The following is a 26,853-nucleotide window of genomic DNA, read 5'->3' as shown; positions in this document are numbered from 1 at the left end:
CAAAAACTGGTGGGATTGTTCCTATTCAACTTGCAAAGGTCATACCCAGTTACATAGTTTTCAATGAATTCAAAAACGACATCACCCAATGCCTCTATATCGGGGGGGTTGCAGGACGAGAGCCATAAGGGAAACGCTTGAATTATTGCTCCGTTCATCAGCGCTGGGCACATTGGTAGCACATAAGCAAGAGATGTCTATAAACGACAACTTATTTGTCACCGACGTCCACATGTCGGTTTTTGAATACAGCAATGACCAATGCCCCGATTTGGTCAGATACAAGCGCCATGCACGATAAAAGTGCTCTGTAACCGGAATGAGACGTACCAGTAACCGGGCCTGGGCCTGTGCCGCGGGGCACAGTCGCGGACAAACCCTGATCGCGTTCCCTGACAAACTGATAAAGCCAAGCTGTTCGGCGCTGCGAACGATCGCAATCAGCGCCGTCTGCCACACAAACAAAAAAAGAGACCGGGGTCTCTTTTCCTGTTTTCAGCGGCCCGCTACCACACGGCGATATGGGAGTCGGCTCGCGGCTCGGTGCCGCCGCACAGCACACCGGAGTCCGGGTCACGGATGATGATCTGCCCTCGGCCATAGTTGATCAGGTCGCAATCAACCTGAATCTGGTGTCCGCGCCGTGCCAGCGAAGCGGCCAGGTCCCGAGACGCCCCGTGTTCGATGCCGACCTTCATATCCCCCAGCCATTGCCACCGCGGAGCGTCCAGCGCGGCTTGGGGGTTGAGACCAAAATCCAGCAGATTCATGACCATCTGCACATGGCCTTGGGGCTGCATGTAGCCACCCATGACGCCGAACGGTCCCACCGGTGCGTCGCCTTTACTGATGAAACCGGGAATGATGGTGTGAAAGGTTTTTTTGCCCGGTGCCAGGCAGTTGGCGTGGTCAGGGTCGAGACTGAATTCCTGCCCGCGGTTCTGCAAGGCGATTCCGCTGTCTGGCAGTACCACGCCGGAACCAAAGCCGTGGTAGTTGCTCTGGATGAAGGACACCATGTTGCCCTCCGCATCCGCCGTGGCCAGATACACCGTACCGCTGGCGTGGGGATCGCCGGGATTAGGTTCACGCGCCTGATCGGATATCTGTTCGCGACGTTGGCTGCTGTAGGCATCGCTGAGAAGGTCAGCCACGGCCACACGCATGTGCAGCGGATCGGTGATGTAATGCAGGCCGTCGCTGTAGGCCAGCTTCATGGCTTCCAGTTGACGATGCCAGGTCTGCTGGCTGTCCCGGTGATCGAAGTCGAAGCCCTGAAGGATTTTCAGGGTCATCAGGGCCACCAGTCCTTGCCCGCTTGGGGGAATTTCCCAGACATCGTAGCCGCGGTAATTGATGCTGATCGGATCTACCCATTGGGCGCGATAGTCCTGCAGGTCGCTGGCTCGCAGGTAGCCGCCGGTGGCGCGGGAATGGGCATCCAGGCGCTGAGCCAGATCGCCGCGATAGAGGCTTTCGCAAGCGCTGTCCGCCAGTTCTTCCAGCGTTCGGGCTTGCGCCGGGTTGCGGAATAATTCACCGGCCTTTGGCGCACGGCCATCAATCAGGAACGTGTCGAACCAGACGTCGAGCACCGGGTCTCGATGGGGGCTGAATTCATCCAGAGCGGTCTGCCATTGTCGGGCGACCACCGGTGACAGTGGAAAACCCTCCCTGGCCAGGCTGATGGCGGGCTGCAGCAACTCGGCAAAAGGCAGCTTGCCGAACCGTCTGGACAACTGCGCCCAGGCCGAAGGGCAACCGGGCACCGTTACCGGCGTCCAGCCATAAAGCGGCATCTGCTCGTGACCACACGCCTTGACTGCATCGATGGTCAGTGCTGCCGGCGCATGGCCGTTGGCGTTCAGTCCGTGCAATTGGCCTTTGCTCCATACCAGGGCAAAGGCGTCGCCACCCAAGCCGCAGCCAGTGGGTTCAACCACCGTCAGAGCCGCCGCTGTGGCGATCGCGGCATCAATGGCATTGCCGCCGTTGCGCATGATTTCGATGCCGGCTTCGGCGGCCAATGGCTGTGAAGCAGCGACCATGCCGCGACGTGCAAACACGCTCTGACGTTGCGATGGATAGGGATATTCGTGGGCAGAAAATTTCAACATGGCAAAAGTTCTTCCAAACAAGGATTCATTGGCCGCAGGTGTCCGGTTCCATTGCCGGGTGAAAAAAACCCGACTGAGAAGATCACAGCACGCGGCTGAGAAAAGCCTGGGTTCGCGGGTGTGTCGGTCGACTGAAGATCTGCTCCGGCGGCCCCTGTTCGATCAATTCGCCCTGATCGAGCACCACCACGCGGTCAGCCACTTCCCGGGCAAAACCCATTTCATGGGTGACCACCACCATGGTCATGCCGTCATCGGCCAACTGCTTCATCACCTGCAGCACCTCGCCGACGGTTTCCGGATCCAGAGCGCTGGTGGGCTCGTCGAACAGCATGGCCTGGGGTTTCATCGCCAGCGCCCGGGCGATTGCCACGCGCTGCTGCTGCCCGCCGGACAACATCGACGGGTAATGCATGGCCTTGTCCGCCAGACCGACCCGGGCGAGCAAGGCCCGGGCCTGTTCCAAAGCTTCTGCGCGTGGCACGCCGAGCACCTGGATCGGTGCCTCAATGATGTTTTCCAGCGCGGTCATGTGGGGGAACAGATTGAAACGCTGAAAGACCATGCCGATGTCCCGACGCTGGCGAGCGATGTTGCTCTCGGAGTCGCGCACCAGACTGCCGTCGGCGCGCTCGCGGTACCCCATGGAGCGACCGTTGACGCGAATGCGACCACCTTGAATATCTTCCAGCAGATTGATACAGCGAATGAAGGTGGTCTTGCCTGAACCCGATGCGCCGATCAGCACCACCACTTCCCCGCGCCGCACCTGCAAGGAAATTCCCTTGAGAATCTCCAGGTCGCCGAAGGACTTGTGAATGTCCAGGGCCTCGATGATCAGTTCTTCACTTTTGTGCGCCATGCTTAACGCCCCCTCAGCAATTTCAGCGTGCCGCGACCGAACATGCGACTGCCAGCCGCTGGCGGTGCGGGTCGATCGGACTGTCCGAAACGCGCTTCCAGCCAACGCTGGAAAAAGCCCCAGAGGGTGGTCAGCAGCAGGAAATACATCGCCACCACCAGGTACAGTTCAAATACCCGGAATGTCGCCGACGTGACCATTTGCGTGCTCAGCAGCAACTCCTGCACGCCAATAACGCTGACCAGCGTCGTATTCTTGAGCATCACGTTGAACTCGTTACCCAACGGCGGAACGATGACCCGGAACGCCTGAGGCAGAACGATTCGCCGCATCAGTTTGGCGAAGGTCATGCCCAACGAACGCCCGGCCTCGTACTGCCCCTTGTCCACGGCACCGATCCCCGCACGGATGATCTCGGCCATGTAGGCGCCTTCGTTCAGGCCCAGTGCGATGATCGCTGCCTGGATGTTGCCCGGTACCACCAGGCCAAACAGCTCTACGTCTTCGAAGCGGAAGATCCCGCCGGCAGCCAATGCGGTGTAGAGAAAGACGATCTGCACCAGCAGTGGCGTGCCGCGCATCAGCCACACATAAAACCGTACAGGCAGGTTGAGTAGCGGGTTGCGTGACAGACGCATCAGTGCCGCCGCCAGTCCCAGCACACAGCCCAACGCCATCGCCAGCACACTGATCAGACAGGTCAGCCAGAGTCCGGTGAGGTACACCCCGCTCGGCTGCAACAGGTATTGCAAGAACACATCCCAATTGAAATTCATCGAGCGTTCGCCTCAGTCGAGTGTGTCGCTGGAGACATGCCATTTGCTCAGCAACTGCACGTAACTGCCGTCGCTGCGCATGTCACTGATGATCTGTTGTACCGCTGCGGTGAGCTGCGGATCATCCTTGCGAATCCCCAGGCCGGTGAGTATCCGGCTGAAGGCCGGCACCCCTTCCTCGAACAGTTCGGGCGCCATGGCGGCGTAGTAACCGGCGGTTTCCACGGTGGTACCGTAGGCGTCTACCTGACTGATGCGCAGCGCCTGAAAGGCGTCGGTGTCGCTGTTGTAGACCACCAGTTTCATGGGTGTCTTGCCAGCCTTGGTCAGCTTTTCGTTCTCGGCGTCCAGCAAGGTTTTGATCGTCGAGCCGTTGAGCACTGCCACCTTGTGCCCGGACAGTCCATCCAGGGTCTTGATGCCCTTGGGATTGCCTTTGGGAACGACCACTGACTGGCTGGAGTACATGTAGTTGACGATGTCGATCACCTCCCGCCGTTCGGGCTTGTCGAACAGCTGATCAACGATCATGTCGCACTGCTGGGCGAGCAATGCCGGCAGCAACCCGGAGAACGGAATGACCCGCCATTGCACCGGTTTGTCTCCCAGCCGTTTGGCGACTTCCAGCCCCAGATCGACCGTCAGGCCCTTGGGTTTTTGCGCCTCGTCGAAAGACACCAAGGGCGGTGAATCCATGCCCGAGCAATACGTGAGTTTGTCGGCCTTGTGCAATCGCTCCGGCACCTGGGGCGCGGCAACCGCCCACTGCGCACAGAGTCCGAGGGAAACAGCGGCAAGAAACATATGGCGTTTATGCATGACGAGACACTCCAGTTGTTTAGTAACGGGGCAGTACTCAAAGTCAAAACACTGTCGGGTTTGAGCCCGATTCTATTTTTCCGATTGCAGAAACTGGATCAGCGCCGGCACCGTGCCCTCGATGTGCTGACGCACCACGGCCTCGGCCCGGTCGACATCGCCTGAGCGAATGGCGTCAAGGATCACCGCGTGTTCCTGGCGAGCGCTCAGTGGTTTTTCGCTGTGTTGCAGCCACAGCCGCATCGGCGCCTCGATCAGCGAATACAGCGCCGAGATCTGCTTCATCAGCCGAGGACGACCGCTGAGGCTGCACAGGTATTCATGGAAGGCACGATGAAGCCTGACCCACTCGGCGCTTTCGTCGCGGTAGTCATCCATCTCGTCCAGCATGCGTTCCAGAGCCGCCAGCTGACGCTCGCCGATCCTGGGCACGGCCACGCGGATGGCCAGGCCCTCGAGGGCACTGCGCATCTCGAAGACCTCGTGCAATTCGTCGAAGTCCAGGCCACTGACAATGGCGCCGCGGTTAGGCCTCAGGGTTACCAGGCCTTGAGCATCGAGACGGCGAAAGGCTTCGCGCACCGGCATCCGGCTCATGCCGATTTCGCTTGCTATGTCCTCGGCGATCAGGCGGTCGCCTTTGCGGTAACGACCGCCACAGATCGCTTCCAGCAGAAAGTTGTAAGCCTCCTCCTCGGCGGTCAGGGGTTGACGTTCAACGTAGGTGGGAGCGAATTGCATAAAGTCCCCTTTTGCAGTTTTGTATCCAATTATCCATAGATACAAAAAAAGCAGAAACCGTGCCAGTCTGCTTCGAACTGCCTCAAGCTCTTAATTGGAAAGGAGTTTCGACTCAAAAACCGATGATCTTCAGATCGGCGTGATACTCGCCGTGTGCTACGAAATGGCCCAGCACGCCCCAAATGGGTGAATAACGGTATCCAGGTAACAAATCGATACCCAATCGAACCGGGGCCTCTAGCCGAAGCGTCAGCTATCGGCACCTGGTTAAACCTTGGTGCATGGGCTTTTCGATTCGCCGATCATTTCTGAATCCGCGGGGATTCGCCCATCATCTGTCGTAGACAACATTCTCAAGCGGCAGTCTCAGTTCGCACCGGACCTGGTGTACTTGCCCCTCGAAAGCGCTACCCCCGAATTTGCATTACCCAGTGCAAACGCATCAAAACACTCGACCTTGACCCTCTCCTGAAACCCCAAACCCGCGCTGCAGATCCGCAATCAACTCTGCGACATCCTCCAGCCCGATGTGCAAGCGCAATACCGGGTTCAATGAGCGATCCGCCGCACTGTTGCGTTCTTGGGTATCGGCCACGGTAATCAGGCTTTCAAAACCGCCCCAGGAAGCGCCCAACCCGAACAGCTGCAGCGCATCGATGAAGCGCTCGACATACGCGCTGTCCGCCTCGTTCAGTTCAAAGGACAGCAAGCCATTGCTGCCAGTGAAATCCCGCCGCCACAAGGCATGATCGGGATGATCGGGCAAGGCCGGATGGAACACCCGCTTCACCTGCGGTTGCGCTTGCAACCAATGTGCGATTTCCAGAGCCTGACGCTCATGCACCTCCAGTCGTGGCGCCAGGGTTCGAGCGCCGCGCAGCACCAGATAGGCGTCATCAGGGCTGACGGTTGCTCCAAAGTTATCGCTCATGGACGCGAGTGCCGGCCACACGTCTTCGCGGGTGCAGACACTGCCCATGACCACATCGCTGTGGCCGCTCAGGTACTTGGTCAGTGCCATGATCGAGATGTCTGCGCCGAGTGTCAGCGGCCGGTACAGGTAACCGCAGCCCCAGGTATTGTCGACGGCCAGCAGGATACCTCGCGGTTTGCACAGGGCGGCAATGGCCGGCAGGTCGCACAGTTCATATAACAAAGAGCCTGGCACTTCGGTGTAGACCATTTTCGTGTTGGCTTGCAGCTGAGCCTCCAGGTCACGACCGTCCGGGGCGAAATAGCTGACCTGAATACCGAAGGGCTGAAGAAACTCCCGTGCCAGACGCCGCACAGGCGCGTATACCGCGTCGGTGATCAGCACATGATCGCCCGGCCGCAGATAAGCGAGAAACGTCTGCGCGACCGCTGCCAGCCCGGTTCCGAACAAGCGAGTGCGATAACCACCCTCCAGCTCGCTGACCAGGTCTTCGAGGGCAAACGCCGTTGGATTGCCGCGCGCCCCATAACTCAGCACACGCTCGCTATCACGACGAGCACGGGCATCACGCATTTGCGCCAGGTTGTCGAACAGCACGGTGCTCAAGCGAGTGACCGGTACATTGACTGCGCGGCCGCCGACACCCTGGGCCCGCGCTGAATGCACCAGCCGCGTACGCACCTGCGGATCCTGACGTGCTTGAGTCTGCAACGGTTTAAGGCTGGCGATTTCGTCGTCGCTCATCTGCGCCAGCAAACCGATCTCCCATGCCAGGTATTGACGCGCCGCGTCCTTGTTGCCGGAGTGGCGGTCATGGGTAAAGAACAGAAAATCAATGCATTGATCATGGGATGGAGTGTCCGGGCTTTCCTGCACGGAGAAACCCGCTGCACGCCAGGCATCGAGCCCGCCGTCCAGCAACCGTACTTGCGCACGCTGGGCTTCGGGCAATTCCTGTGCGGCGAACGAGGCCAGTTGCGCATCATCGGCCAGCAGCACCAGCGGTCGCTGCTCACCCGTCACGTGTCGCGTCAGCAACGGGCGGATCGACCAGCGCGAGCCGGCAATGTGGCCCTTGCGATAGGTCATGCCCGGACGCAGATCGATCAGCGCGACGGCCTCATCCTTGAGTGCATCAGACAGTACCTGGGCAGTGATCAATGGCAGCACCTCGTGGGCGATCACGTCGCTTGCAGGTAACGCCAGAGCGCTGCTCACGCCACCTGCCAACACATACGCTTCATGCCCCAACTGACGCAGCCAGCTCGCGACAATCGGCGCCCGTACACCATCGCTGTCGATCAGCACCAGCCGTGCCTGACGCACGCCGACATACAGATCAGTAGATTGAACCAGCTGACCGCCCGGTGTGTGTTGCGCGCCCTGTAAACTGCCGGCGGCAAACTCTTCGGCGGTGCGCACGTCGCACAAAAACAGACTGCGCCCGACATCGCCAGCCCACTGCTCGACCTGTTCAGCCGCAACCGTTTTCACCCCGGCCCTCTCCGCCAATCGGGCAGCCGCCAGCCGTTGCGCGGCCAATGGTGCAGCGCTCACGGTATCGGCATAACGACGGCTGCTTGCGTGCTCCAATTGAAAGTCTTCCAGATCCCAGCCTTGGGTTCCGTTCTCCAGGGCATAGACAGGGTTCTTCAAACCGAGGTTGATCAGCGTTTGCGCACCGATAATGCTGCGGGTTCGGCCGGCGCAATTGATCACGATCGGCGTGTGTTCGTCAGGCACCAGGTCATGGATGCGATACCCCAGTTCGCCGTTCGGACAACACACGGAACCGGGAATGGTCATCTTGCGGTATTCATCGAACGGTCGGCCGTCGAGCACCACCAAAGGCTCGCCTCGGCTTTGCCATTCGGCCAATTGTCGTGCGGTGACATGCGGCGTGTGACTGACCTCTTCGACCAATTCGCCAAAAGCCTTGGACGGTACATGCACGCCGGCAAACAGCTGATAACCGGCGGCCTGCCAGCCATTGGCACCGCCCTCGAGTATGTGCACGCGTTCATACCCCAACGCGTGAAGGCGCTGTGCAGCGCGCTTGGCAACATCGCCACCGTTCTGGTCATGGATCACCAGGCGCACCTGAGGGTTGGGCGCCAGTCGCCGTACCTCCAGCTCCAGTCGGCTATAGGGCAGATTGACTGCGAAAAACAGATGGGCTTCGCCATACTGGCCATGCTCGCGCACATCAAACAGGGCGATTTCCTGCCCGTCGAACAGCCACTGCTGCAATTGCCCTGGGGTTACGGTCTGGCTCATGGGGGTTGCGCTCGAAAGAAAATTATTGATGCGCCAGAGCGCGTTCATTGGCCGCCACTTCGCGGCCCTTCGCATATGCACGCTGAATGGCTGGACGTGCCTTGAGGCGTTCGCGCCAGGCACGGATGTGCGGGAAGTCCTGCAGTTCCTGTCCCTGTCGCTGCGGCTGAATCCACGGGAAAATCGCCATGTCGGCGATGGAGTATTCACCCGCCACATGCGGCACTTCAGACAGACGCGCTTCCAGTACCCGATACAAGCGCGTCGCTTCGGCATTCAGCAAATCCAAAGCGAATGGAATCGGTTCCGGGGCCTTCTCTTTAAACACCTGTAGCTGACTCAGGTAAGGGGTTACATGCCCCACCTGCCAGAACAGCCACTCCTGGACTTTCTGTCGTTCGACACTGCCTGCCGGCGGCAGAAAACGCTCGGCCTTGTTGGCCAGGTAATTGAGAATGGCGCCGGACTCGAACAGGCTCAGCGGTTCGCTCAACCCCTCTGGCGCATGGTCGACAATCGCCGGAATGCGGCCATTGGCGCTGATCCGTTGAAACGCCGCCTGCTTCTGTTCGCCCTCGCGGATGTTGATCGGTACCACGCGGTACTCCAACCCGAGCTCTTCGAGCAGGATGCCGATCTTCAGACCATTGCCGGTCGGCCAGTAATACAGATCGATCATGGGTAGGCCTTGATCGACGGCGCCATTTGCGAGGCGTTGTAATTGAGAATGCGTCCGTCGGCCTCAACGCCATAGCGACCGTTAAGGGACTCCAGCGGCAGGCCGTAGAGATGGAAATGCAAGGTCGCCTGCTCGCCCTCGACGCGAATGCGGTGCAGGTCTTCTCCCAAAAACGAGATCGACGTGCCGGGTTGGACGATCACTTCCTTTTGCAGATGCAAGGTGGTGAAACCCGGCTCGCGACCTTCGTCATCACGACCATAGACGTAGTTGATCTCCTGGCCTTCGACGGCACTGATGATCGCCCAGGTTTCGTGGTTGTGCGGGATCGTACTTTTACCCGGCAACAATGAGTTCAGGTATAGCGTTGGCGTGTCGCCGTCGTCGTTAAGCCGGTAGCGAAACGCAGTACTGCCCTGCCCCGGCACCGGCGCCGGGAACTCGTCGAAGTTGAACAGATCACGGCGCTCGGCCAGGGCTTCGAGCTGGGCAACGATTTCCACCAGCGCGGCGCGGTCGACGCCCCGTTGGTTGATCACGCGGATTTTCTTCAGGAAATCCTCGATGACGGCGGCACGGTTTTCGGTACTCATGAACAGGCTCCTCGGTTTTATACGGACAGGCTGTAGCGGCCCAGGTTGGTCAGCAGATAAGGGTCGTTGGCGACGGCGGGACGGCGCCCCGGATCGCCCACGGCATGGCGCAGGAATTCCTGGGTGCGCTCGCTGACCGGGTTCTGAAAAATCTGTGCGGCGCTACCGTGTTCAACAATCACGCCGTTTTCGGTGAAATAGACGATGTCGCTGATTTCTTCGGCGAAACGCATCTCGTGGGTGACCAGCACGCACGTCATGCCCTCTTCGGTCAACTCGCGAATCACGGTCAGCACCTCGCCGACGGTTTCCGGATCAAGAGCCGAGGTCACCTCATCGAATAGAATCAGCTCCGGGCGCATCGCCAGTGCACGGGCAATCGCCACCCGCTGTTGCTGACCACCGGACAGTTGTCCCGGATAGGCATCGGCCTTGTGCTCCATGCGCACTTTGGCCAGCAAGGCACGCGCCTGTTTTTCCGCATCGGCACGGCTGCGCCGCAACACCTTGCGCGGTGCAATCACCAGGTTCTCCAGCACCGACAGATGCGGGAACAGGTTGTACTGCTGAAACACAAACCCCACGCGTTTGCGCAGTTCGATGCGCTGTGCTTCCTGCACCAGCGTGTGAACCAAGGTAGAGCCGACGCGGATGCTGCCACGCTGGGGCTGCAACAGCCCGGTGATGCAGCGCAGGATGGTCGACTTGCCGGAGCCGGACGGGCCGATGATCGACACCGCTTGCCCCCGATGCACATCGAGGTCGATGCCTTTGAGCACCGGGTTGCTGCCAAACGACAGGTGCAGATCGCGCAGGCTCACCAGCGGCTCGGCGACAGTTTCAATAGAAGGCATAACGTCGCTCCAGGCGTTGGGTGAGGCGGGAAATCGGGTAGCAATAAGCGAAGAACAGCACCAGCAGGCTCAGGTAGATCACCACGGTGAAACCGGTCATGTTCACGGTGTTGCTGGCAATCTGCGCGGTGTCGATCACGTCATGCACCCCCACCAGAGAGGCCAGCGCGGTGCCCATGGTGATCACCGCATACAGGTTCATCCACGGTGGCAACATGCGCTTGAAGCACTGCGGCAGGATGATCGAGCGGAAAATCTGCCCCCGGGTAAACGCCAGCGAGCGCGAGGCCTCCCATTGCGTACCCGGGATCGAAGCAATGGCGCCACGGAAGATCTCCGCAACGTTGGCACTCGCCGGCAAGGCCAGGCCGATCGTTACCTTGACCCAGTCCGGAAACGAGACGTAAGCGCTGCCGATGTGGATCTCGAACGGAAACACGTAGGTGGTGAAATAGATCAGCACCAGCCACGGAGCGTTGCGGAAAATCTGCACCCAGATCCGTGCCGGCAAACGCAGCAGGCGCAGCGGCGATAACGCCAGCGCCCCCACCAGCAACCCCAGCAGCGAACCCAATGCAATCGCGAGCAGACTGATCAGGATGTTCTGGCCAAAGCCGGCAGCCAGGGCCGGCGACCATTGCAGCAGCGCCTTCAATACCGGGCTTTGCGGGGTGAACCAGAGCAACCAGAGCCCGGCGCCGACCAACAGCAACAGTTTGCCGACATGCCGACGCGACCAGGTCACCGACGGGGTGACGGACGATTCAATGGCCATAGCCGGGCATCCTCAGGCGCGCTTCAAGGTAGCGCCCCACACAATTGACGATAAAACTCAGCAGACCGAAAAAGCTCAGGATCAGAATCATCAGTTCCAGAACGTTATCGCTCTGCGTCCAGATCATGATCGACGCGTAGGTGATGTCGCCGACGGCAATCGCCGAGGCAACGGCAGTCATCTTCACCAGGTCGATCAGGTTGTTGATCAGCGACGGCAAAGCGAAACGCAGGGCCAGCGGCAGTTGCACGTTCCATAGCAACTGACGGCTGCTCAATGCCAGCGAACTGGCCGCCTCCAGCGTCACCGCCGGTACCGCCTCGATGCCGGCGCGCAGGGCCTCGGCATGGAACGCGCCCTTGTGCAACGAGATCACGATCACCACCCAGGCGAACGGTGTCAGCGGGTTCGCGGCGCCAACGGCTTGAGTGAGCAACATGTTCAAGACGAGGAACGCGCAATACAGCTGCACCAGGGTCGGCGTGTTGCGAGTGACTTCGACGAACACACGTGCCGGTTTCGCCAACCACCGATTGCCCGACGTCAGCATCGCCGCCAGTCCGAGCCCGGCGAGCAAGCTGCCGAGAATGGTGAACAGGCACAGCCACATCGTGGTCAACGCACCCTGCACCACGGTGCCGCGCTGATAGGCGTCCAGCAGGAAGTTGTAGTTCAGACCCAGCCCGGCAGCCCAGTGGACGAATAGCTCCAGCCAATCACTCATGCTGCGCCCCGCAATTGCGCACAGGCCCGGGCGATGCGACGTCCGGCTTCAGTGACGCCATCGGTCGCGCTGGACGGGTGAACCCAGGGTGACAATGCAACAGCATTGGCCAGACACAATGGGGTCAGGTTGTTAGTGGAACAATGACGGTTCATGCGCGACTGCCTTGAATAGCCGTCGCGCGATGCGGCGGCGTATTGAATACGATGAGGTGAATCAGGCGCCGTTGGCCTGGAACTGCTTTTGCAGTTCGACCAGCGCAGGTGACGCGGGGGTGATGTGGTTGCGGGTCTGGGCTTCGATCAACCAGCCGCTGCGGTGCAGTTCCTTGACGATCGGGTCGAGCCTGGCCTGGGTGTCGCTTTCACCACGGCGCGTCCAGATCACCGACGGCGCCGGGTTGAGCTCCGGACTGATGGCGCGATAGCCTTGCCATTCGGTGTTGTCGGCGATTAACGGATTGATCAGTGTGGCGTCATGTACCGCCGCAACGCAGTTGTTGCCACGCAGTGCCAACAAGGACTCGGAGGAACTCTTGAACGCCTTCAACTCAACGCCCAACCCGGTGAGCGGCTTGATGTAGCTGCTGCCCTGAGAGGTGCAGACCGGTTGCCCTTTCAGGTCTTCCCAACGAGTGATCTTGCTGTCCTTGAGCACTGCGGCGGTGCCGCCAACCCGGTAAAACGGTGTCGGTACAAAACCGAGGATCTCGCCGCGCTCTGCCGTCCATTCCATATTGGCGATCAGCAAATCCACTTTGCCCTGCTGCAGGAACTGCACGCGGTTGGCCGGCAATACCGGCACCAGTTGCACTTCAGCGCCCAACTGCCGACCCAGTTCCTGTGCGAGTTCGACGTTCAAACCGCGGGGTTTCTGTGTGGCCGGATCAATGCCGCCAAAGGGGCCGCCTGACAACAGCACGCCAACCACCAGCACATGACGCTGCTCGATCCTGTCCAGCGTCGCGTCAGCATGGGCCGCGGTGCTGGCGGCCAGTGAGATGAAGGCGCCCAACATCACGGGCAATAAACGTTTTACAGACGCGCGCTTGAACGACATGGATTTCCCCTCATGAATGATCGGCAAAACCCCGATCCGATGAGTGGCATCCTGCGTACAGCGTCGAGGTAACGGAAATACAAATATCTAATATCGTTATAACTCTGGTGCTGTCATTTTTTAGATAAACGCTTAAAAGCCAGCGTTTATTGGCATCTGCGAGATTCCAGAAAAATCAATTTCTCCAAATACATAAAAAAATGTAATGTTTATGTTCGCACCCTTGATGTAAAAAGCAGCCGCCATGTCGACCCTCGATCTCGAATTACTGCGCACCTTCATTGCCGTGGTCGATCACCACAGCTTTGCCGAGGCCGGCGTGCAACTGGCCCGCACACAATCGTCGGTCACTCAGCACATGCAACGCCTGGAGCAACAGGTCGGGGTCAGCCTGTTCGAAAAACGCGGGCGGCAAAAGCAGCTCACGGAAGCCGGGCAGCAGTTACTGCGCCATGCCCGACAAATGCTTTCGCTCAACGATGACGCGCTGAATTCCTTGCGCGAAAGCAGCTTGAGCGGCGTGCTGCGAATCGGCTCACCCCATGACATCGCCGACACCATCCTGCCACCGATTCTCAGTCATATCGCGCGCTCGGCTCCGCGCTTGCGCCTGGAAATCGACGTCGGCCGCAGCCCGTTTCTCATGGACGACCTGCATCGCGGCAAGGTCGACATGGTGATTTCCACTCGCGAAGACCCCAGCCTGGAAGGTTTTGCCTTGCGCACCTCGCCGGTATGGTGGATTTGCTCTGCGCAGTTTCTTCATAACCCCGGCGAGCCTTTGCCGTTGATCCTGGTCGATGAGCCCAGCATCTATCGACGATATGCCCTTGAGGCCCTCGAGCGCGCCAACATTCCCTGGCGCCAGGCTTATCTGGCGTCGAACCTGATTGGCATCAAGGCGGCGACGCGTGCAGGCCTTGGCGTCACTGCCAGAAGCATGGAAATGTTGGGCCCGGATATGCGGGTGCTGGGTGAAAGCGATGGCTTGCCCCGTCTGCCGGACGTCACCTATCACCTGTGGATTCGACCCAATACGCTTAATCCTCTGGTGCGTCGGGCTTATGAGTTGATTCGCAGCAACCGCGGGCATTGAATGCCGAAGGTGCACGCGGTGTATGGGGCGAATCGCCCCATCCCCTTTAAAAAGCCTTGTCGAAACGGAACGAGGCCCCATAGGCCGACGCCGGCAACAGACTTGAACCATCGGCCCGTAACCGCGAACGGAAGGTACCGCTTTGCGGTTGAGTACGGTACAGCCCACGTTTCTGCAGTTCGGGGATGATCAGTTCGACGAAGTCCTCAAGGCTTCCGGGGCTGATCAGCGGATTGAGCATGTAGCCACTGGTGCCGGAGATTCGCGCATGCTCCTCAATGCGCTCGGCCACCTGTCGAGGGGTGCCCACCAGGATCAGATCGCTGCCTCGGGTGACGTTGGCAAACCGTTGCTTGACGTCGCCAGCGGTCAAGGGTTTGCCAGTGCCATCGGGACGCATCACGTAGGAGGTCATGCCTTCGGTGTGGGTGGAAAGCGCATCACTGTCGGCATAGCGGCTGATATCGATGCCGGTGTCACCCGCGTAACTGACCAGTTGGGCCTGCAAGTGATAGTTGCTTTGCAGCTCGTCATATTTGCGCTGGGCTTCGATCTCGGTCTTGGCCGTGACGATACGCAGCACCGTCAGGGACTTCACATCGTCACGCTGACGGCCACGTGCCTGAGCCTTGGCCCATATTTCTTCCAGCCCCTGACGAATTTCCTGCGGGTTGGACTTGGCAATGAAGATCAGCTCGGCGTGCTTGGCCGCAAACTCACGTCCGCGCCCTGACCAGCCGGCCTGAATCAACAACGGTGTGCGCTGTGGCGATGGCGAGGTCAAGTGCGGCCCGGCCACCCGGTAATGCTCACCGACGTGGTTGATCGGCCGCACTCGATCACCCCGGGCGTAGAGTTGTCGCGATCTGTCCGCAACCACGGCGTCGTCGGCCCAACTGCCTTCCCAGAGCTTGTAGACCACATCGAGAAACTCTTCGGCGCGCTCATAGCGGTCATCGTGCCTGATCATCTGCTCCAGACCGAAGTTGCGGGCGGCACTGGACAGGTAAGACGTGACGATGTTCCAGCCGACCCGGCCATTGGTGAGGTGATCCAGCGTGCTGAAGCGCCGGGCATGGGTAAACGGATGTTCGTAGCTGGTGGTGACGGTGACGCCAAAGGCCAGGTTTTGCGTCACGGCAGCCAAAGCCGGGATGATCATCAAGGGATCGTTCGCCGGTGCTTCTACCGCCCATTTCATGGCCGCATCGGCATTGCCGCCAAATACATCGTAGAAACCCAGCACATCACCAAAAAACAGCATGTCGAGGTGAGCCTGGTCGGCAATGCGTGCCAGGTTCGACCAGTAGCCAAGAGAGTTGATGGTCAGTCGCTCGTCGGCCGGGTGTGTCCACAGGCTTGGCGCACCGCCGCAACCGACACTGGCCTGTTCGTAGAGTGCAAACAACAGAGGTTTGGGATCGGACATAGTGGTTCCTGAAAAAAATGATTAAACCGGGCGGATCACCGCTGATTCTTGAAGCCTTTGCCGTAGTGGCGTTCGAGGCGGTGCTGTATCAACTCGAGCCCGATGGACAGCAGCCAATAGATGACGGCCGCGGTGGTGAGCATTTCGATGTAGCGATAGGAAGACCGCCCATAGGACTGCGCCAGGAACATCACCTCCCAGACGCCCATCACCGAGATCAGCGAGGAGTCCTTGAGCATTGAAATGAACTGGCTGGTCGTCGGAGGAATGATCGTGCGCATGGCTTGCGGCAGGACGATCTGCACAAACGTCGCCGTTGGCCTGAGTCCCAGGGCCATCGCCGCTTCGCGCTGCCCGGGTGCTACGGCCAGGATGCCGGCGCGAAAGATCTCGCTGAGGTAGGCCCCATAGTTGAGCGAGAGCGCAATGATGCCGGCACTGATGGCGCCGGGAACAACGCCCAGCTGCGGTAAACCCAGATAGATCAGGAGGATCTGAATCAGCAGCGGAGTACCGCGAAAAAAAGATGCGTAGAAGCTCGCGATACCGAACGCCACGGCACTGCGTGACAGACGCGCCAGCGCCGTCACGAACCCCAGGAGCAGGGACAGCCAGATCGAGCAGAAGCACAGAAACAACGTCAGTGCGGCACCCTGCAGGAAACCGTTGGGCCCCAGATGCAGGCCGACCAGATTCGGCCACTTTTCCAGAATGATCGAGAACTTCAGATCGAAGCTCATGAAAAACATGACGCACAAGCCGAACAGCGCCGCCCACGTCAAGTACAGGCGAGTGCGAAAGCCAAAGAGCTGGCTCAAGGGGCGTGGCTCGGCTTCGGGTGCGACAGTCGCCTTGGCCGGATGTGGATTGAGGGCTGTCATTGGCTGATATCGGCACCGATCCACTTCTGCGAAATCTTGCTCAGCGTACCGTCAGCCTTGAGTTGGGTGATGACCTCGGTGACTTTGGCACTCCATTGCGGATCACCCTTCTCGATCGCCACGACGTTCGGTTCGGCGTAGAGCGTATCGCCGGCAATCTTGAAGCGAGGATCCTGGGTAATACGCTCGCGCGCGGTGATCAGGTTGGTGACCATGGCATCCAGACGCACGCCCGTGCCCAGTGCCAGATCCTGGAACGCCACTGTCTCGTTGTCGTAGGGCGCGACCTGAACATTATCGAATGGATAGCTCAAAGGTTTGTCCTCGGCACCTTCGATCACCAGATCCTTGTTCAAGTAGGCTTCGTAAGTCGACGCGCTGATCACACCGACTTTTTTGCCGGACAAGTCTTTGCCCGCAGTGATGTCCTTATCCTTGGCATTCACTACGATCACTGCGGGTGACTGGTAATACTCGACCGGGAAATCGAACACTTCGGCGCGGGCTTTACTCGGGGTCATCGAGCAGACGCAGATGTCATAGCGCCCGCTCCAGTGGCCAGCAGCGATCACGTCCCAGGACGGGGTCTCCAGTTTGAGCTTGACGCCAAGGCGCTGGGCAACCGCCTTGGCGACATCCACGTCAAACCCGTCCAGCTGGTTCTGCTCATTGAGAAAGGAAAACGGCGGATAACTTTCCATCAGGACGCCGGTCAACTCGCCTTTTTTCGTCACACGATCCAGGATCGGGCCTGCAAAAGCCGCAGAGCAACTGGCGGCTAACGCCAGGCCCAAGGACAACAATGCCGTGGTTTTCAAGTACGAAGCTCCTGTCAGTTGAAAAAACCTGATTAGATTAAAACGCACTATAAAATGCGTTTGTACTTGTTTTATGGAATAACAGGCTAGCTTCAGGCTATATCCGGGTTACGGGCTCAGACTGCCCTGACGTCAGCGACCTTCAGGCGATGCACAAGAAGCCACAAAGGTTGCCGGATTGTTCATGGCAATATCGATAACTGCTGGATCGACTCTCGCAAGGCATGATGTCGCCGGGCTTGGGAGTAAATAGCTCTGGCTACGAACAGGTAGAAACAGTTGATTTACGCAGGGGGAAATGGGCTCGGCGCCTCATCTCGCTACTGATCCAGTTGCAGATTCGCTACTATGTTTGCCTGCCTTCCTTGTCCGCGGATTTCTTCATTACTGGAGCCTGAATGCCTAGTCAAAAGGACATGGCCGCCGAAAGCGGCGCACCGATGATCCCTGAACAACGCCGTGAATTGATGCTGCGACAGTTGCGCAAGCATCAAGTGCTGAGCGTTCATCAATTGATGGAAATGTTCGACTGTTCGCACATGACCATACGCCGCGACATCGCGTTGCTGGAGCAGGAAGGTCGTGCCTACTCGGTAACGGGTGGGGTGCGAATCGCCAGTCAGCTGCACAGCGAGCCCAGCCATCAGTTCAAGGCGGTGGTGGAGTTGCCGCAGAAACAGGCCATGGCCAAACTCGCCGCCCGGCTACTGCATGCCGATATGGCGATTTACCTGGATGCGGGAACCAGCACCCTGGAAATTGTTCCCTACATCAAGGCGCTGTCCGGCATGACCGTGGTGACCAACGATTTCGGGATTGTCCAGGCCCTGATCGATGCGCCTCATGTCACGGTGATCCATACCGGCGGGCAACTGGATCACTCCAATCAATCGTGCGTGGGCAGCCTGGCGGTTGCCACCTTGCGTCAGGTCGTCACCGATATCGCGTTCATATCGACCAGCTCATGGGATTTGCGTCGCGGACTGACCACGCCTTCGGCGTTGAAGGTGGAGGTCAAGCAAGCGGCAATGCAATCGGCCTCGCAAGTGGTGCTGGTGGCCAGCAGTTCGAAATACGGGACCTTCAGCATGTACAGGATCGCCGGTCTCGAGCAGTTCGACATTATCCTCAGCGATGACGCGTTGACCCCTGCCGCGGCCGATGGCATCCGCAAGCAGGGCGTCGAACTGTTACTTCCATCGGGCAATACCGTGGCCTGAAACGACGGGCTCCTGCGTCCAGCGGAGCCCATGGTCCAGCTTTGTATTACGCTTGACGCGCCTTCCAGTCCCGCAACCATTGCAAGCCGGCAGACGTGTTGCCTCGAGGCCGGTATTCGCACCCTACCCACCCGTCATAACCCAACTGGTCGATCAACTCGAACAGATAGGGATAGTTGACTTCTCCCAGGTCCGGCTCGTGCCGGTCAGGCAAGCCCGCGATCTGGATGTGACCGATACCGTCGAAGTCCCGACGCAGTTTAGTGGCCAGGTCGCCCTCGACGATCTGGCAGTGGTAGCAGTCGAACTGAACCTTCAGGTTACTGGCGCCCACTTCCTTGCAGATGGCCTGGGCCTGATCCTGCCGATTGAGGAAAAAGCCCGGCATGTCCCGCGTATTGATCGGCTCAAGCAATACCGTGACGCCTGCCTTGGCTGCCTGAGCGGTGGCATAGGCGAGGTTTTCCAGGTAAACGCCGTGATGCCGTGCCCGGTCATTCTCGGAGGGCAGCAGGCCGGCCATGACATGGATGCGTGAATTGCCCAGCACGCCGGCGTATTCCAGGGCGCGATCAAAACCGCTGCGAAATTCACTCTCTCGCCCCGGCAACGACACCGTGCCCCGCTCGCCCGCCGCCCAATCACCGGGCGGCGCATTGAACAATGCCTGCACCAGGCCATTGTCGCTCAAGCGTTGCTTGAGTTCTTCTGCGCTGTAGTCGTAGGGGAACAGATACTCCACCGCTTCGAAACCATCGGCCGCCGCGGCGGCGAAACGATCCAGAAACTCATGTTCCGGGTAAAGCATGCTGAGGTTGGCAGCAAAACGAGGCATGGTAGCTCCTGAGATAACGGGTCAGACAAAGGGCCAGATCAACAGGGTAATACAGAAACCCAAGGTGCCGAGCAAAGTGGTCAGCACCGTCCAGGTGCGCAAGCCGTCGGCCACGTTCAGTCCGGACAGCTTGGTGAAGATCCAGTAACCGGCATCATTGATGTGGGACATGGCCAGGCCCCCGCCGCCCATGGCCAGGCACAGCAAGGCCATGTGGTTCGGAGTGAGGTTGAGCGTTGCAATCAGCGGGCTGATGATGCCGGCAGTGGTCACCAGCGCCACGGTGGTCGAGCCTTGCACCGCGCGTAACAGCATGGTCAGCAGAAAGCCCAGCGCCAGTACTGGCAGACCGGTGGTGCGCAGCATATCGGAGACCACGGCACCGATTCCGGTGTCCACCAGCACTTTGCCGAACACGCCGCCAGCACCGGCAATCAGGATCACCATGGCCACACCGGGCAAGGCCGAACCGATCACATCGGACACCTGATTGCGGCTCCAGCCCCGACGCGAACCGAGCAGCCAGGCACACAGCAAGGTGTCGATCAGCAGCGCCACCAGCGGTGCACCCAGCACCGTCATGACGCCGCGCAGGGTCGATTCCGCAGGCAGCAACGAGGTAGACAGAGTCCCGAGCAGAATCAGGATGATGGGCAGCAGGATCAGACTGACGATCAGGCCAAAACCCGGCGCCGGTGCCGCTGGCAACTTGGAAACAATGCTGCTGGTGGACTCTTCCAGGCCCATGTGCGACACGGCCACAGCCGCTCGCTCAGGGCTCTTGTCGTTGCCATTGGACCAGGCGGCCAGGTCCTCGTTGGTGACATGCGGGCCATAGACCTCGGCGCGAATATCATCGGTCATCGGGAACACCCGACGGGTCATGCGTCCGGCCACGCGGTAGCCGACATAGCAAAGCAGTGCGGTGATCGGCAGTCCGAACATCAGTACGCGGCCAAGGTCCGCGCCCAATTGACTGGCAGCGGCCACTGCGCCCGGGTGTGGCGGCAGGAAGGCGTGGACGGTCAACAAGGCCGCGCACATCGGCAGCGCAAACACCAGCAACGGCTTACGCGCACTGCGGGCAATACCGTAGGCCAGCGGCATCAGGATGATCACACCGACCTCGAAGAACACCGGCACCCCGACCATGAAGCCGGCAATCGTCAAGGCCAATGGCGTACGCCGATTACCGAAACGGGTAATCAGCGTCTTGGCCAGCGCCTCGGCACCACCGGAAAGCTCGATGATCCGTCCGATCATCGCGCCCAGGGCAATGATGATCGCAATATGACCCAGGGTCTTACCCATGCCGCCTTCGATGGTGGCGACCAGATCGGCCGGCTTCACCCCGGCCACCAACGCCACCAGAATGCTCACCAGCATCAAGGCCACGAAGGGCTGGAACTTGTACTTGAGCACCAGGAACAACAACAGCGCGATGCCGACCCCGGCGGTCATCATCAAGAGTAAAGGGCTCATTTCAGAAACCCTCCACGCCGTGAGAACGAAACGGTGCCGCCACTGGATCTGAACATGCCGCAATGAAGATGAGTCATGCCTGGTTTTCCTCTTGTTATTGTATTTTTTGGCAAGCCGAGTCCGTCGAGAGTCGCTGAGCGTCTCCCAGGCAAGGCTTGCGGTATCGATCTGTCGTGTTAAGCCAACGCTTTACCAGTGCGCACCAAAGGTTTCTCGCAGCTCGTCCAGTGCTGCCCGGTCGAGCGGCTCTGGCTTGGGATTGCTCATCAGCCAGAGTCGCGCGGTTTCCTCGAGTTCTTCCAGGGCATAGCTGGCCCTGGACACCGAACTCTCCCAGACCACCGGGCCGAGGCGTTCAAGCATCACGCCGCGAACGCTGTTGGCCAGTTGGGCGACCTGTTCGGCAACTTTTGGCGAACCCGGCCGCTGATAGCCAATCAACGGGATATGCCCGACTTTCATGACCTGATACGGCGTCAACGGCGGCAGAATGTCGCCCGCCTGCCAGACACCGGCCAGGGTCAACGCCACCAGATGGGTGGAGTGGGTATGCACCACGCCACCGACGCCCGGGTTGCGGTCGTAGACCTGGCGATGCAGCGCCAGGGTTTTTGACGGTTTGTCACCGGACACCCATTCACCCGCCAGATTGACCTTGGCGATGGTCGCCGGATCGAGGCGTCCGAGGCAGACGTCAGTCGGGGTGATCAACCAGCCGTCGTCCAGGCGCGCGCTGATATTGCCGGCGCTGCCGACGGTGTAACCGCGCTGGTAAAGACTGCGGCCCACTTCACAGATTTCTTCGCGCCGGGCGTTTTCGTCACTCACTGCGCGGCTCATTGCGCACCCCCGGTCGGGGCAAGCTGGCTCAAGGCTTTGCTGAAGAAGTCCCGACCACCGAAGTTACCCGACTTGAGTGCCAGCGCCAGGGGCTCGTCAGTGTTGCTGACGGTCGCCGGCACACCCGGATCGATTTGTGCGCCGATCTGCAACAGCTGTACACCCAGTGCCTGAACCACAGCGCCCGAGGTTTCTCCGCCGGCGATCACGAAGCGGCGCACGCCGCTCTGGCGCAGACCCCGGGCAATTTCGCCAAAGGCGTTTTCCACCAGGCTTCCGGCTTGCTCGACGCCCAGTTGCTGTTGCACCAACTTGACCTCTTCGGGCGAGCAGGTAGCGTAGATCAATACGGTTTGTTCATTATCGCGAGCAAAAGCCAATGCTTGCGCCACCACCGGCTCACCAGCAGCCAAGGCCAACGGATCAATGCGCAAGGCCGGTCGACCCGCTTCGAGCCAGGCCGCTACCTGTCCATTGGTAGCGATCGAAGCACTGCCGGCCAACACCACTTCCAGGCCTGACACCGCCGGGAGTTTCGCGGCATCGAGGTCGCGCAGCTTGCCGGCCCGACGGAAGTTTTCCGGCAAGCCCAAGGCCAGCCCCGAACCGCCCGTCAACAACGGCAAATCGGCGCAGGCGGTACCGAGGGCGTACAGATCGCTGTCCGACAACGCATCAGCGATGACCATGCCGACACCCTGCGCCCTTAGCTCTGCGATGCGTGCCCTCACCTGCTCAGCGCCACGGGCAATGGTGTCGTAGCGCAACAGACCGACGTTCAGACGGGTCTGCGATTGCAGGACCCGAACCAGATTGGCATCGCTCATCGGCGTCAGTGGATGATGTTGCATGCCCGACTCGCTGAGCAACTGATCCTGCACAAACAAGTGGCCGCGAAAGATCGTCCGGCCATTTTCCGGGAACGCCGGGCAGGCCAGGGTAAAGTCGCTACCCAGTGCGGCCAGCAGCGCTTCGCTGACCTGGCCGATATTGCCGGCCGCGGTGGAGTCGAACGTCGAGCAATATTTGAAAAAGATCTGCTCGCAGCCTTGCTCGCGCAGCCAGGCCAGTGCGGCGAGAGACTGCTCGACCGCTTCGGCGACCGGCGTGGTACGCGATTTCAGGGCAATGACGATGGCATCGGCATCAAGCCCGGCGGCAATTTCCGCGCTCGGGATACCGATGCTTTGCACGGTGCGCATACCGCCGCGCACCAGCATGTTGGCCAGGTCCGTGGCACCGGTGAAGTCGTCGGCGATGCAGCCCAGCAGCGGGCGTGCAGTGGATGTAGTCATGGGGTGTTCCTCAAACGGGCTCAGGCTTCAAACGGACTGGGGCTTGGCAGTCGGCAATTCGATGCCCGGGAAAATCTTGATCACCGCCGAATCGTCCTCACGGCCAAAGCCGGCACTGGACGCCTGCATGAACATCTGGTGAGCGGTGGCCGACAGCGGCAGCGGGAATTTGCTGGCGCGGGCGGTATCCAGCACCAGCCCCAGGTCCTTGACGAAAATATCCACTGCGGACAACGGCGTGTAGTCAGCCTTGAGAATGTGCGGCACGCGGTTTTCGAACATCCAGGAGTTACCGGCGCTGTGGGTGATCACCTCGTACAGCGCATCGGCATCGACCCCTTCACGCAGGCCCAGCGCCATGGCTTCGGCAGACGCGGCAATATGCACCCCGGCCAGAAGCTGGTTGATGATCTTGACCTTCGAACCCAGGCCATGGACGTCGCCCAGGCGATACACCTTGCCGGCCATACCCGCCAGGATCGACTCGGCCTTGGCATAGGCGTCGGCCGGGCCCGAGGTCATCATGGTCATCTCGCCAGCGGCAGCCTTGGCGGCGCCACCGGAAATCGGTGCATCCAGATAGAGCAAACCCAGCGCGGCCAGGCGCTGGCCCAGGTCCACGGCGTAGGTCGGAGCGACTGTGGCGCAGCCGATCACCAGGCTGCCCGGCCGCAGGCAGGCCACGGCCCCGCCCTCACCAAACAAAACGGTCTCGGTCTGCTCGGCATTGACCACCACGGTAATGATCACGTCACACTCGGCGGCCATGTGCGACGGTGACAGGCAAGCCACACCGCCCTCCCCGGCGAACTGCTCTGTTACGGCAGTGCGTACATCACAGGCATGCACATTGAAACCGTTGCGCAACAACGAGCGGGCAATGCCCAGCCCCATCGCGCCCAGACCGACTACACCGACATTCTTGTTATTCATGGGGTACTCCAGAGGAAAAGCAGCGACTGCTTCAATACCTGCAAGGCGCAGACGTTGGCCGCGTTGTAGATAGGGCGTCGGCAGACAGGATCAGCACCTGTGGCGCTGTCGTACAGGACGTGAGTCGCAATCTCATCGAGCATCAAGGCAGTCCTGTTGTTGTCGTGTTATCAGGTTGTCATACCGGCTGGGGAGATAATCCACCAATGAACGGATTATGTGAAGTATTTTTTCCAATTCACATAATTTAACATCGCCTTCGTCACGCTGAACGAAAAGATGCTGCCTCCCTATGGGAGACAACCGAACCACGAACTTGTTGAAAACCCTGGATTCGCAGGGGTTGGCGCTGGTTTTTCCCGCTGTTCTTCGTCAGCACATGGATGCAGATCGATGAAGCTGAAGCGCGAAGCCGAACGCTCAAGAATAAGGCCATCGCCTCCCTGCGCCTGGGGCCTGGAGGCATTCAATGGGCACGACGACCCGGGACGAACGGAGTCAGTGCCTCTTCACTTGCAACACAGCAGCCACAATGCACGCCCGCGCTCGAATACCCTGGGGCTTTTCAAACAGGTAGTTTTTTGACCGGCTTGCTGCATCAGAACACAAGGTTCAGCCGGGCCTCATTGGCCCGAAGGAACGACATTCGAAAGGCAACGGGACAGACCATGTAGTTACGTTATATGATTACAATATATAGCTGTCAGCGTTGTCTGGCAGAGCAATTCACTCCCAGCCTGCGATTTCCGATGACGATATCTGTTCACATTCCGCCCGCTACGCGCCTGAACCAACGTCTGTTGTCCATCGATGCCCTCAGGGGACTCGTGATCATATTCATGCTCCTGGACCACGTGCGAGAGACGTTCTTCCTGCATCGCCAGGTAGCTGACCCGATGGGGATCGAGACAACCGAACCGGCATTGTTTTTCAGCCGGACACTCGCTCATCTGTGTGCCCCCGTGTTCGTCCTTCTCACTGGACTGTCTGCTTACCTGTACGGCGAAAAACACCAGGGCAAGAGCGGCATTTCCGCCTTCCTGTTCAAGCGCGGCCTGTTCCTGGTACTGCTGGAGTTCACCTTGGTGAATTTCGCCTGGACATTCCAGTTCCCGCCCACTGTGATTTACATGCAGGTGATCTGGGCCATCGGCGTCAGCATGATTGCCCTTGCCATACTGGTCTGGTTGCCAAGGCCAATCCTGTTCGCCCTGGGCGTGCTCATCGTCGCCGGGCACAACCTGCTCGATGGTCTGCACTTCCCGGTCGGTACAACAATGCACGTGCCTTGGGCGGTTCTCCATGATCGCGGCTGGATCGACGTATCCGAAGGGCTCAGGTTGCGAACCTCCTACCCGGTTCTGCCCTGGATCGGGGTGATCGCCCTGGGTTACTGCATCGGCCCATGGTTTGCTCGCTCGGCCTGCGTCACCGCGCGTCAACGCAACCTGTTACTGGCAGGCATTGCAGCATTGGCAGGCTTCCTGGCATTGCGCCTGGCCAATGGTTATGGCGAAGCCCATTGGGTGGCCTACGAAAGCACCATTCAAAGCTTGATGAGTTTTTTCAACATCACAAAATATCCGCCCTCCCTGCTGTTCCTTGCCCTGACTCTGGGGGTGGGGCTGCTACTGCTTCTCGGCTTTGAGCGCGCTCCGCAACGCAAGGGGATCAGCACCCTGGCGGTATTTGGAGCGGCACCAATGTTCTTCTATCTGCTTCACCTTTACGTGCTGAAAGTGCTGTATCTGATCGGCGTTGCACTCTTCGGTTTGAACCAGGGTAACCATTTCGGTTTCGACGGCATTTGGGCCGTGTGGCTGACGGCGTTGATCCTGGCCACATCGCTGTATCTACCCGTGCGCTGGTTCGCCGCACTGAAGGCCCGTCGTCGCGATATCGGCTGGCTCAAGTATTTCTGACTGCGGCATGGGGCGGCCGACAGGCAGAACAGATCGTTCGTATTGCCAAGGGACGATCAAACGGCGCTGCCTTGCATGGCGTTAACAGGGTGCACGGTATCGGGCAGCACATTGGAAAACTTGATGTGCCTGTGAACCCTGCATCCGCCCTACCCCTGGTCGCTTCAATGCCCACGGATATAGTGTTCCAGTTGCCGGATCAGGTCGGCCTGCTCGACGATGGCTTCTTTCACCAGATCACCAATCGACAAGAGGCCGATCAGTTGATCACCTTCCACCACCGGTAAGTGGCGCAGATGACTGTCGGTCATGACCACCATGCAACGCTCGATGCTCTGCCGACTGTCTGCCGTCACGACGGGCGCGCTCATGATGGCCCTGACCGGCGTACCGACCGAAGAACGACCCTGCAGAACGACCTTGCGCGCATAGTCGCGTTCGCTGATAACGCCAACCACCCGCCCTTCTTCTATCACGGGTAGAGCCCCCACATTCTTTTCAGCCATCATCTTCAGCGCTTCAAACACCATCTGATCAGGTGCAATGCTATGCACCTGCTGGTTTTGCTTGACCTTCAGTTTCAGCAATTGTGCGGCTGTTTTCATACACTCCCCCGAAACCCATTACGGTTAAAAAAGCAAAAAAAAACGCCTGAAACCCTTCGGTTCCAGGCGCCTTTGCCTGTTCTTTTGCAGCGATAAAACCAGACTTCCCTGCCTGATGCACCAATGTCCCCCATGTCCTGTCCGGCCAATCGATCGTCGTTGACCGAGGGGGCTGCCCTGAGGAGTTCGTTACAGGTGAATCTGATGTGAGCCTTGCAGCCTTTGTGCCAGTCGACAGCAGAGAGACTTCATTCACTGTGCAAGTCCAGGCTCCCGAGCTGGAGATG

26 protein-coding genes are annotated in these 26,853 nt (G+C 59.5%); 3 read left to right on the top strand and 23 right to left on the bottom strand.

What is annotated here, in order from left to right; all coding sequences use genetic code 11:
- Positions 1–506: 506 nt before the first annotated feature.
- The 13 genes from ACEN8Q_RS06525 to ACEN8Q_RS06465 all read right to left on the bottom strand — a co-directional run bounded on the left by ACEN8Q_RS06525 (position 507) and on the right by ACEN8Q_RS06465 (position 13,210).
- The gene (locus ACEN8Q_RS06525) at positions 507–2,117 is read right to left on the bottom strand and encodes a gamma-glutamyltransferase family protein (RefSeq protein ID WP_413704767.1); all 1,611 of its coding nucleotides are present in this window, start codon (positions 2,115–2,117) and stop codon (positions 507–509) included.
- Between the two features lie 82 nt (positions 2,118–2,199).
- Entirely contained in the window at positions 2,200–2,979 is a 780-nt protein-coding gene (locus tag ACEN8Q_RS06520; RefSeq protein WP_413427461.1) for an amino acid ABC transporter ATP-binding protein, read from the bottom strand.
- A gap of 2 nt (positions 2,980–2,981) precedes the next feature.
- Positions 2,982–3,755, bottom strand: coding sequence for an amino acid ABC transporter permease (locus tag ACEN8Q_RS06515; protein ID WP_413427460.1), 774 nt, complete (start codon positions 3,753–3,755; stop codon positions 2,982–2,984).
- A 12-nt stretch (positions 3,756–3,767) separates the two neighbouring features.
- Positions 3,768–4,574, bottom strand: coding sequence for an ABC transporter substrate-binding protein (locus ACEN8Q_RS06510; RefSeq protein ID WP_413704766.1), 807 nt, complete (start codon positions 4,572–4,574; stop codon positions 3,768–3,770).
- 72 nt (positions 4,575–4,646) lie between these two features.
- A complete protein-coding gene (locus ACEN8Q_RS06505) occupies positions 4,647–5,315 on the bottom strand; it encodes a GntR family transcriptional regulator (RefSeq protein WP_413427458.1) in 669 nt (222 codons plus the stop codon).
- 442 nt (positions 5,316–5,757) lie between these two features.
- Positions 5,758–8,526: a cystathionine beta-lyase gene (gene metC, locus ACEN8Q_RS06500; protein WP_413427457.1), complete on the bottom strand. Its 2,769-nt coding sequence runs from the start codon at positions 8,524–8,526 to the stop codon at positions 5,758–5,760.
- 22 nt (positions 8,527–8,548) lie between these two features.
- Positions 8,549–9,205, bottom strand: coding sequence for a glutathione S-transferase family protein (locus tag ACEN8Q_RS06495; RefSeq protein ID WP_413427456.1), 657 nt, complete (start codon positions 9,203–9,205; stop codon positions 8,549–8,551).
- A complete protein-coding gene (locus ACEN8Q_RS06490; RefSeq protein ID WP_413704765.1) occupies positions 9,202–9,798 on the bottom strand; it encodes a cysteine dioxygenase in 597 nt (198 codons plus the stop codon). Before ACEN8Q_RS06490 ends, ACEN8Q_RS06495 begins: the two co-directional genes overlap by 4 nt.
- 17 nt (positions 9,799–9,815) lie before the next feature.
- Entirely contained in the window at positions 9,816–10,652 is an 837-nt protein-coding gene (locus ACEN8Q_RS06485; protein WP_413427454.1) for an amino acid ABC transporter ATP-binding protein, read from the bottom strand.
- Positions 10,639–11,427 (bottom strand): amino acid ABC transporter permease, encoded by a 789-nt coding sequence (locus tag ACEN8Q_RS06480; RefSeq protein ID WP_413427453.1) that lies wholly within the window; start codon positions 11,425–11,427, stop codon positions 10,639–10,641. Before ACEN8Q_RS06480 ends, ACEN8Q_RS06485 begins: the two co-directional genes overlap by 14 nt.
- Positions 11,417–12,151, bottom strand: coding sequence for an amino acid ABC transporter permease (locus ACEN8Q_RS06475; protein ID WP_413704764.1), 735 nt, complete (start codon positions 12,149–12,151; stop codon positions 11,417–11,419). The genes ACEN8Q_RS06480 and ACEN8Q_RS06475 overlap by 11 nt, the downstream gene beginning before the upstream one ends.
- The gene (locus ACEN8Q_RS06470; protein ID WP_413704763.1) at positions 12,148–12,306 is read right to left on the bottom strand and encodes a hypothetical protein; all 159 of its coding nucleotides are present in this window, start codon (positions 12,304–12,306) and stop codon (positions 12,148–12,150) included. The genes ACEN8Q_RS06475 and ACEN8Q_RS06470 overlap by 4 nt, the downstream gene beginning before the upstream one ends.
- Positions 12,307–12,367: 61 nt before the next feature.
- A complete protein-coding gene (locus ACEN8Q_RS06465; RefSeq protein WP_413704762.1) occupies positions 12,368–13,210 on the bottom strand; it encodes a transporter substrate-binding domain-containing protein in 843 nt (280 codons plus the stop codon).
- Between the two features lie 244 nt (positions 13,211–13,454).
- On the opposite strand from ACEN8Q_RS06465, the gene ACEN8Q_RS06460 reads away from it, so the two are divergent.
- Positions 13,455–14,306: a LysR substrate-binding domain-containing protein gene (locus ACEN8Q_RS06460; RefSeq protein WP_413427449.1), complete on the top strand. Its 852-nt coding sequence runs from the start codon at positions 13,455–13,457 to the stop codon at positions 14,304–14,306.
- 46 nt (positions 14,307–14,352) lie between these two features.
- Here ACEN8Q_RS06460 and ACEN8Q_RS06455 read toward each other — a convergent pair whose 3' ends face one another.
- From ACEN8Q_RS06455 to ACEN8Q_RS06445, 3 genes are read right to left on the bottom strand one after another with little or no spacing between them, the layout of a single operon-like run.
- Complete coding sequence (locus ACEN8Q_RS06455; RefSeq protein ID WP_413704761.1) at positions 14,353–15,735, bottom strand: LLM class flavin-dependent oxidoreductase; 1,383 nt, start codon at positions 15,733–15,735, stop codon at positions 14,353–14,355.
- Positions 15,736–15,770: 35 nt separating this feature from the next.
- Positions 15,771–16,616: an amino acid ABC transporter permease gene (locus tag ACEN8Q_RS06450; protein WP_413704760.1), complete on the bottom strand. Its 846-nt coding sequence runs from the start codon at positions 16,614–16,616 to the stop codon at positions 15,771–15,773.
- Positions 16,613–17,434, bottom strand: a complete 822-nt coding sequence (locus ACEN8Q_RS06445; RefSeq protein ID WP_413704759.1) for an ABC transporter substrate-binding protein — start codon at positions 17,432–17,434, stop codon at positions 16,613–16,615. The genes ACEN8Q_RS06450 and ACEN8Q_RS06445 overlap by 4 nt, the downstream gene beginning before the upstream one ends.
- A 398-nt stretch (positions 17,435–17,832) precedes the next feature.
- On the opposite strand from ACEN8Q_RS06445, the gene ACEN8Q_RS06440 reads away from it, so the two are divergent.
- The gene (locus tag ACEN8Q_RS06440; RefSeq protein WP_413427446.1) at positions 17,833–18,654 is read left to right on the top strand and encodes a DeoR/GlpR family DNA-binding transcription regulator; all 822 of its coding nucleotides are present in this window, start codon (positions 17,833–17,835) and stop codon (positions 18,652–18,654) included.
- A 46-nt stretch (positions 18,655–18,700) separates the two neighbouring features.
- Here the strand turns inward: ACEN8Q_RS06440 and otnI are convergent, their stop codons facing one another.
- The 5 genes from otnI to ltnD all read right to left on the bottom strand — a co-directional run bounded on the left by otnI (position 18,701) and on the right by ltnD (position 24,039).
- Positions 18,701–19,489: a 2-oxo-tetronate isomerase gene (gene otnI, locus ACEN8Q_RS06435; protein WP_413704758.1), complete on the bottom strand. Its 789-nt coding sequence runs from the start codon at positions 19,487–19,489 to the stop codon at positions 18,701–18,703.
- 21 nt (positions 19,490–19,510) lie between these two features.
- Entirely contained in the window at positions 19,511–20,971 is a 1,461-nt protein-coding gene (locus tag ACEN8Q_RS06430; RefSeq protein WP_413427444.1) for an SLC13 family permease, read from the bottom strand.
- A 189-nt stretch (positions 20,972–21,160) separates the two neighbouring features.
- Positions 21,161–21,799, bottom strand: coding sequence for an aldolase (locus ACEN8Q_RS06425; protein ID WP_413427463.1), 639 nt, complete (start codon positions 21,797–21,799; stop codon positions 21,161–21,163).
- A gap of 8 nt (positions 21,800–21,807) precedes the next feature.
- Complete coding sequence (gene otnK / locus ACEN8Q_RS06420) at positions 21,808–23,106, bottom strand: 3-oxo-tetronate kinase (protein WP_413427443.1); 1,299 nt, start codon at positions 23,104–23,106, stop codon at positions 21,808–21,810.
- A 27-nt stretch (positions 23,107–23,133) separates the two neighbouring features.
- Positions 23,134–24,039 (bottom strand): L-threonate dehydrogenase, encoded by a 906-nt coding sequence (gene ltnD, locus ACEN8Q_RS06415; RefSeq protein ID WP_413427442.1) that lies wholly within the window; start codon positions 24,037–24,039, stop codon positions 23,134–23,136.
- Positions 24,040–24,788: 749 nt separating this feature from the next.
- Here ltnD and ACEN8Q_RS06410 point away from each other — a divergent pair.
- Positions 24,789–25,961, top strand: coding sequence for a DUF1624 domain-containing protein (locus tag ACEN8Q_RS06410; RefSeq protein ID WP_413427441.1), 1,173 nt, complete (start codon positions 24,789–24,791; stop codon positions 25,959–25,961).
- Positions 25,962–26,125: 164 nt separating this feature from the next.
- On the opposite strand, the gene ACEN8Q_RS06405 is transcribed toward ACEN8Q_RS06410, so the two are convergent.
- Together ACEN8Q_RS06405 and ACEN8Q_RS06400 are read right to left on the bottom strand one after the other, a co-directional pair.
- The gene (locus ACEN8Q_RS06405) at positions 26,126–26,566 is read right to left on the bottom strand and encodes a CBS domain-containing protein (protein WP_413427440.1); all 441 of its coding nucleotides are present in this window, start codon (positions 26,564–26,566) and stop codon (positions 26,126–26,128) included.
- On the bottom strand, positions 26,508–26,822 hold the full coding sequence (locus ACEN8Q_RS06400) for a hypothetical protein (RefSeq protein ID WP_413704757.1): 315 nt from the start codon (positions 26,820–26,822) through the stop codon (positions 26,508–26,510). Before ACEN8Q_RS06400 ends, ACEN8Q_RS06405 begins: the two co-directional genes overlap by 59 nt.
- Between the last annotated feature and the right edge of the window lie 31 nt (positions 26,823–26,853).

This window comes from Pseudomonas sp. Pseusp16, assembly GCF_047324915.1.
Lineage (GTDB): Bacteria > Pseudomonadota > Gammaproteobacteria > Pseudomonadales > Pseudomonadaceae > Aquipseudomonas > Aquipseudomonas fluorescens_CD.
This window is presented reverse-complemented; position numbering and strand designations above follow the sequence as displayed.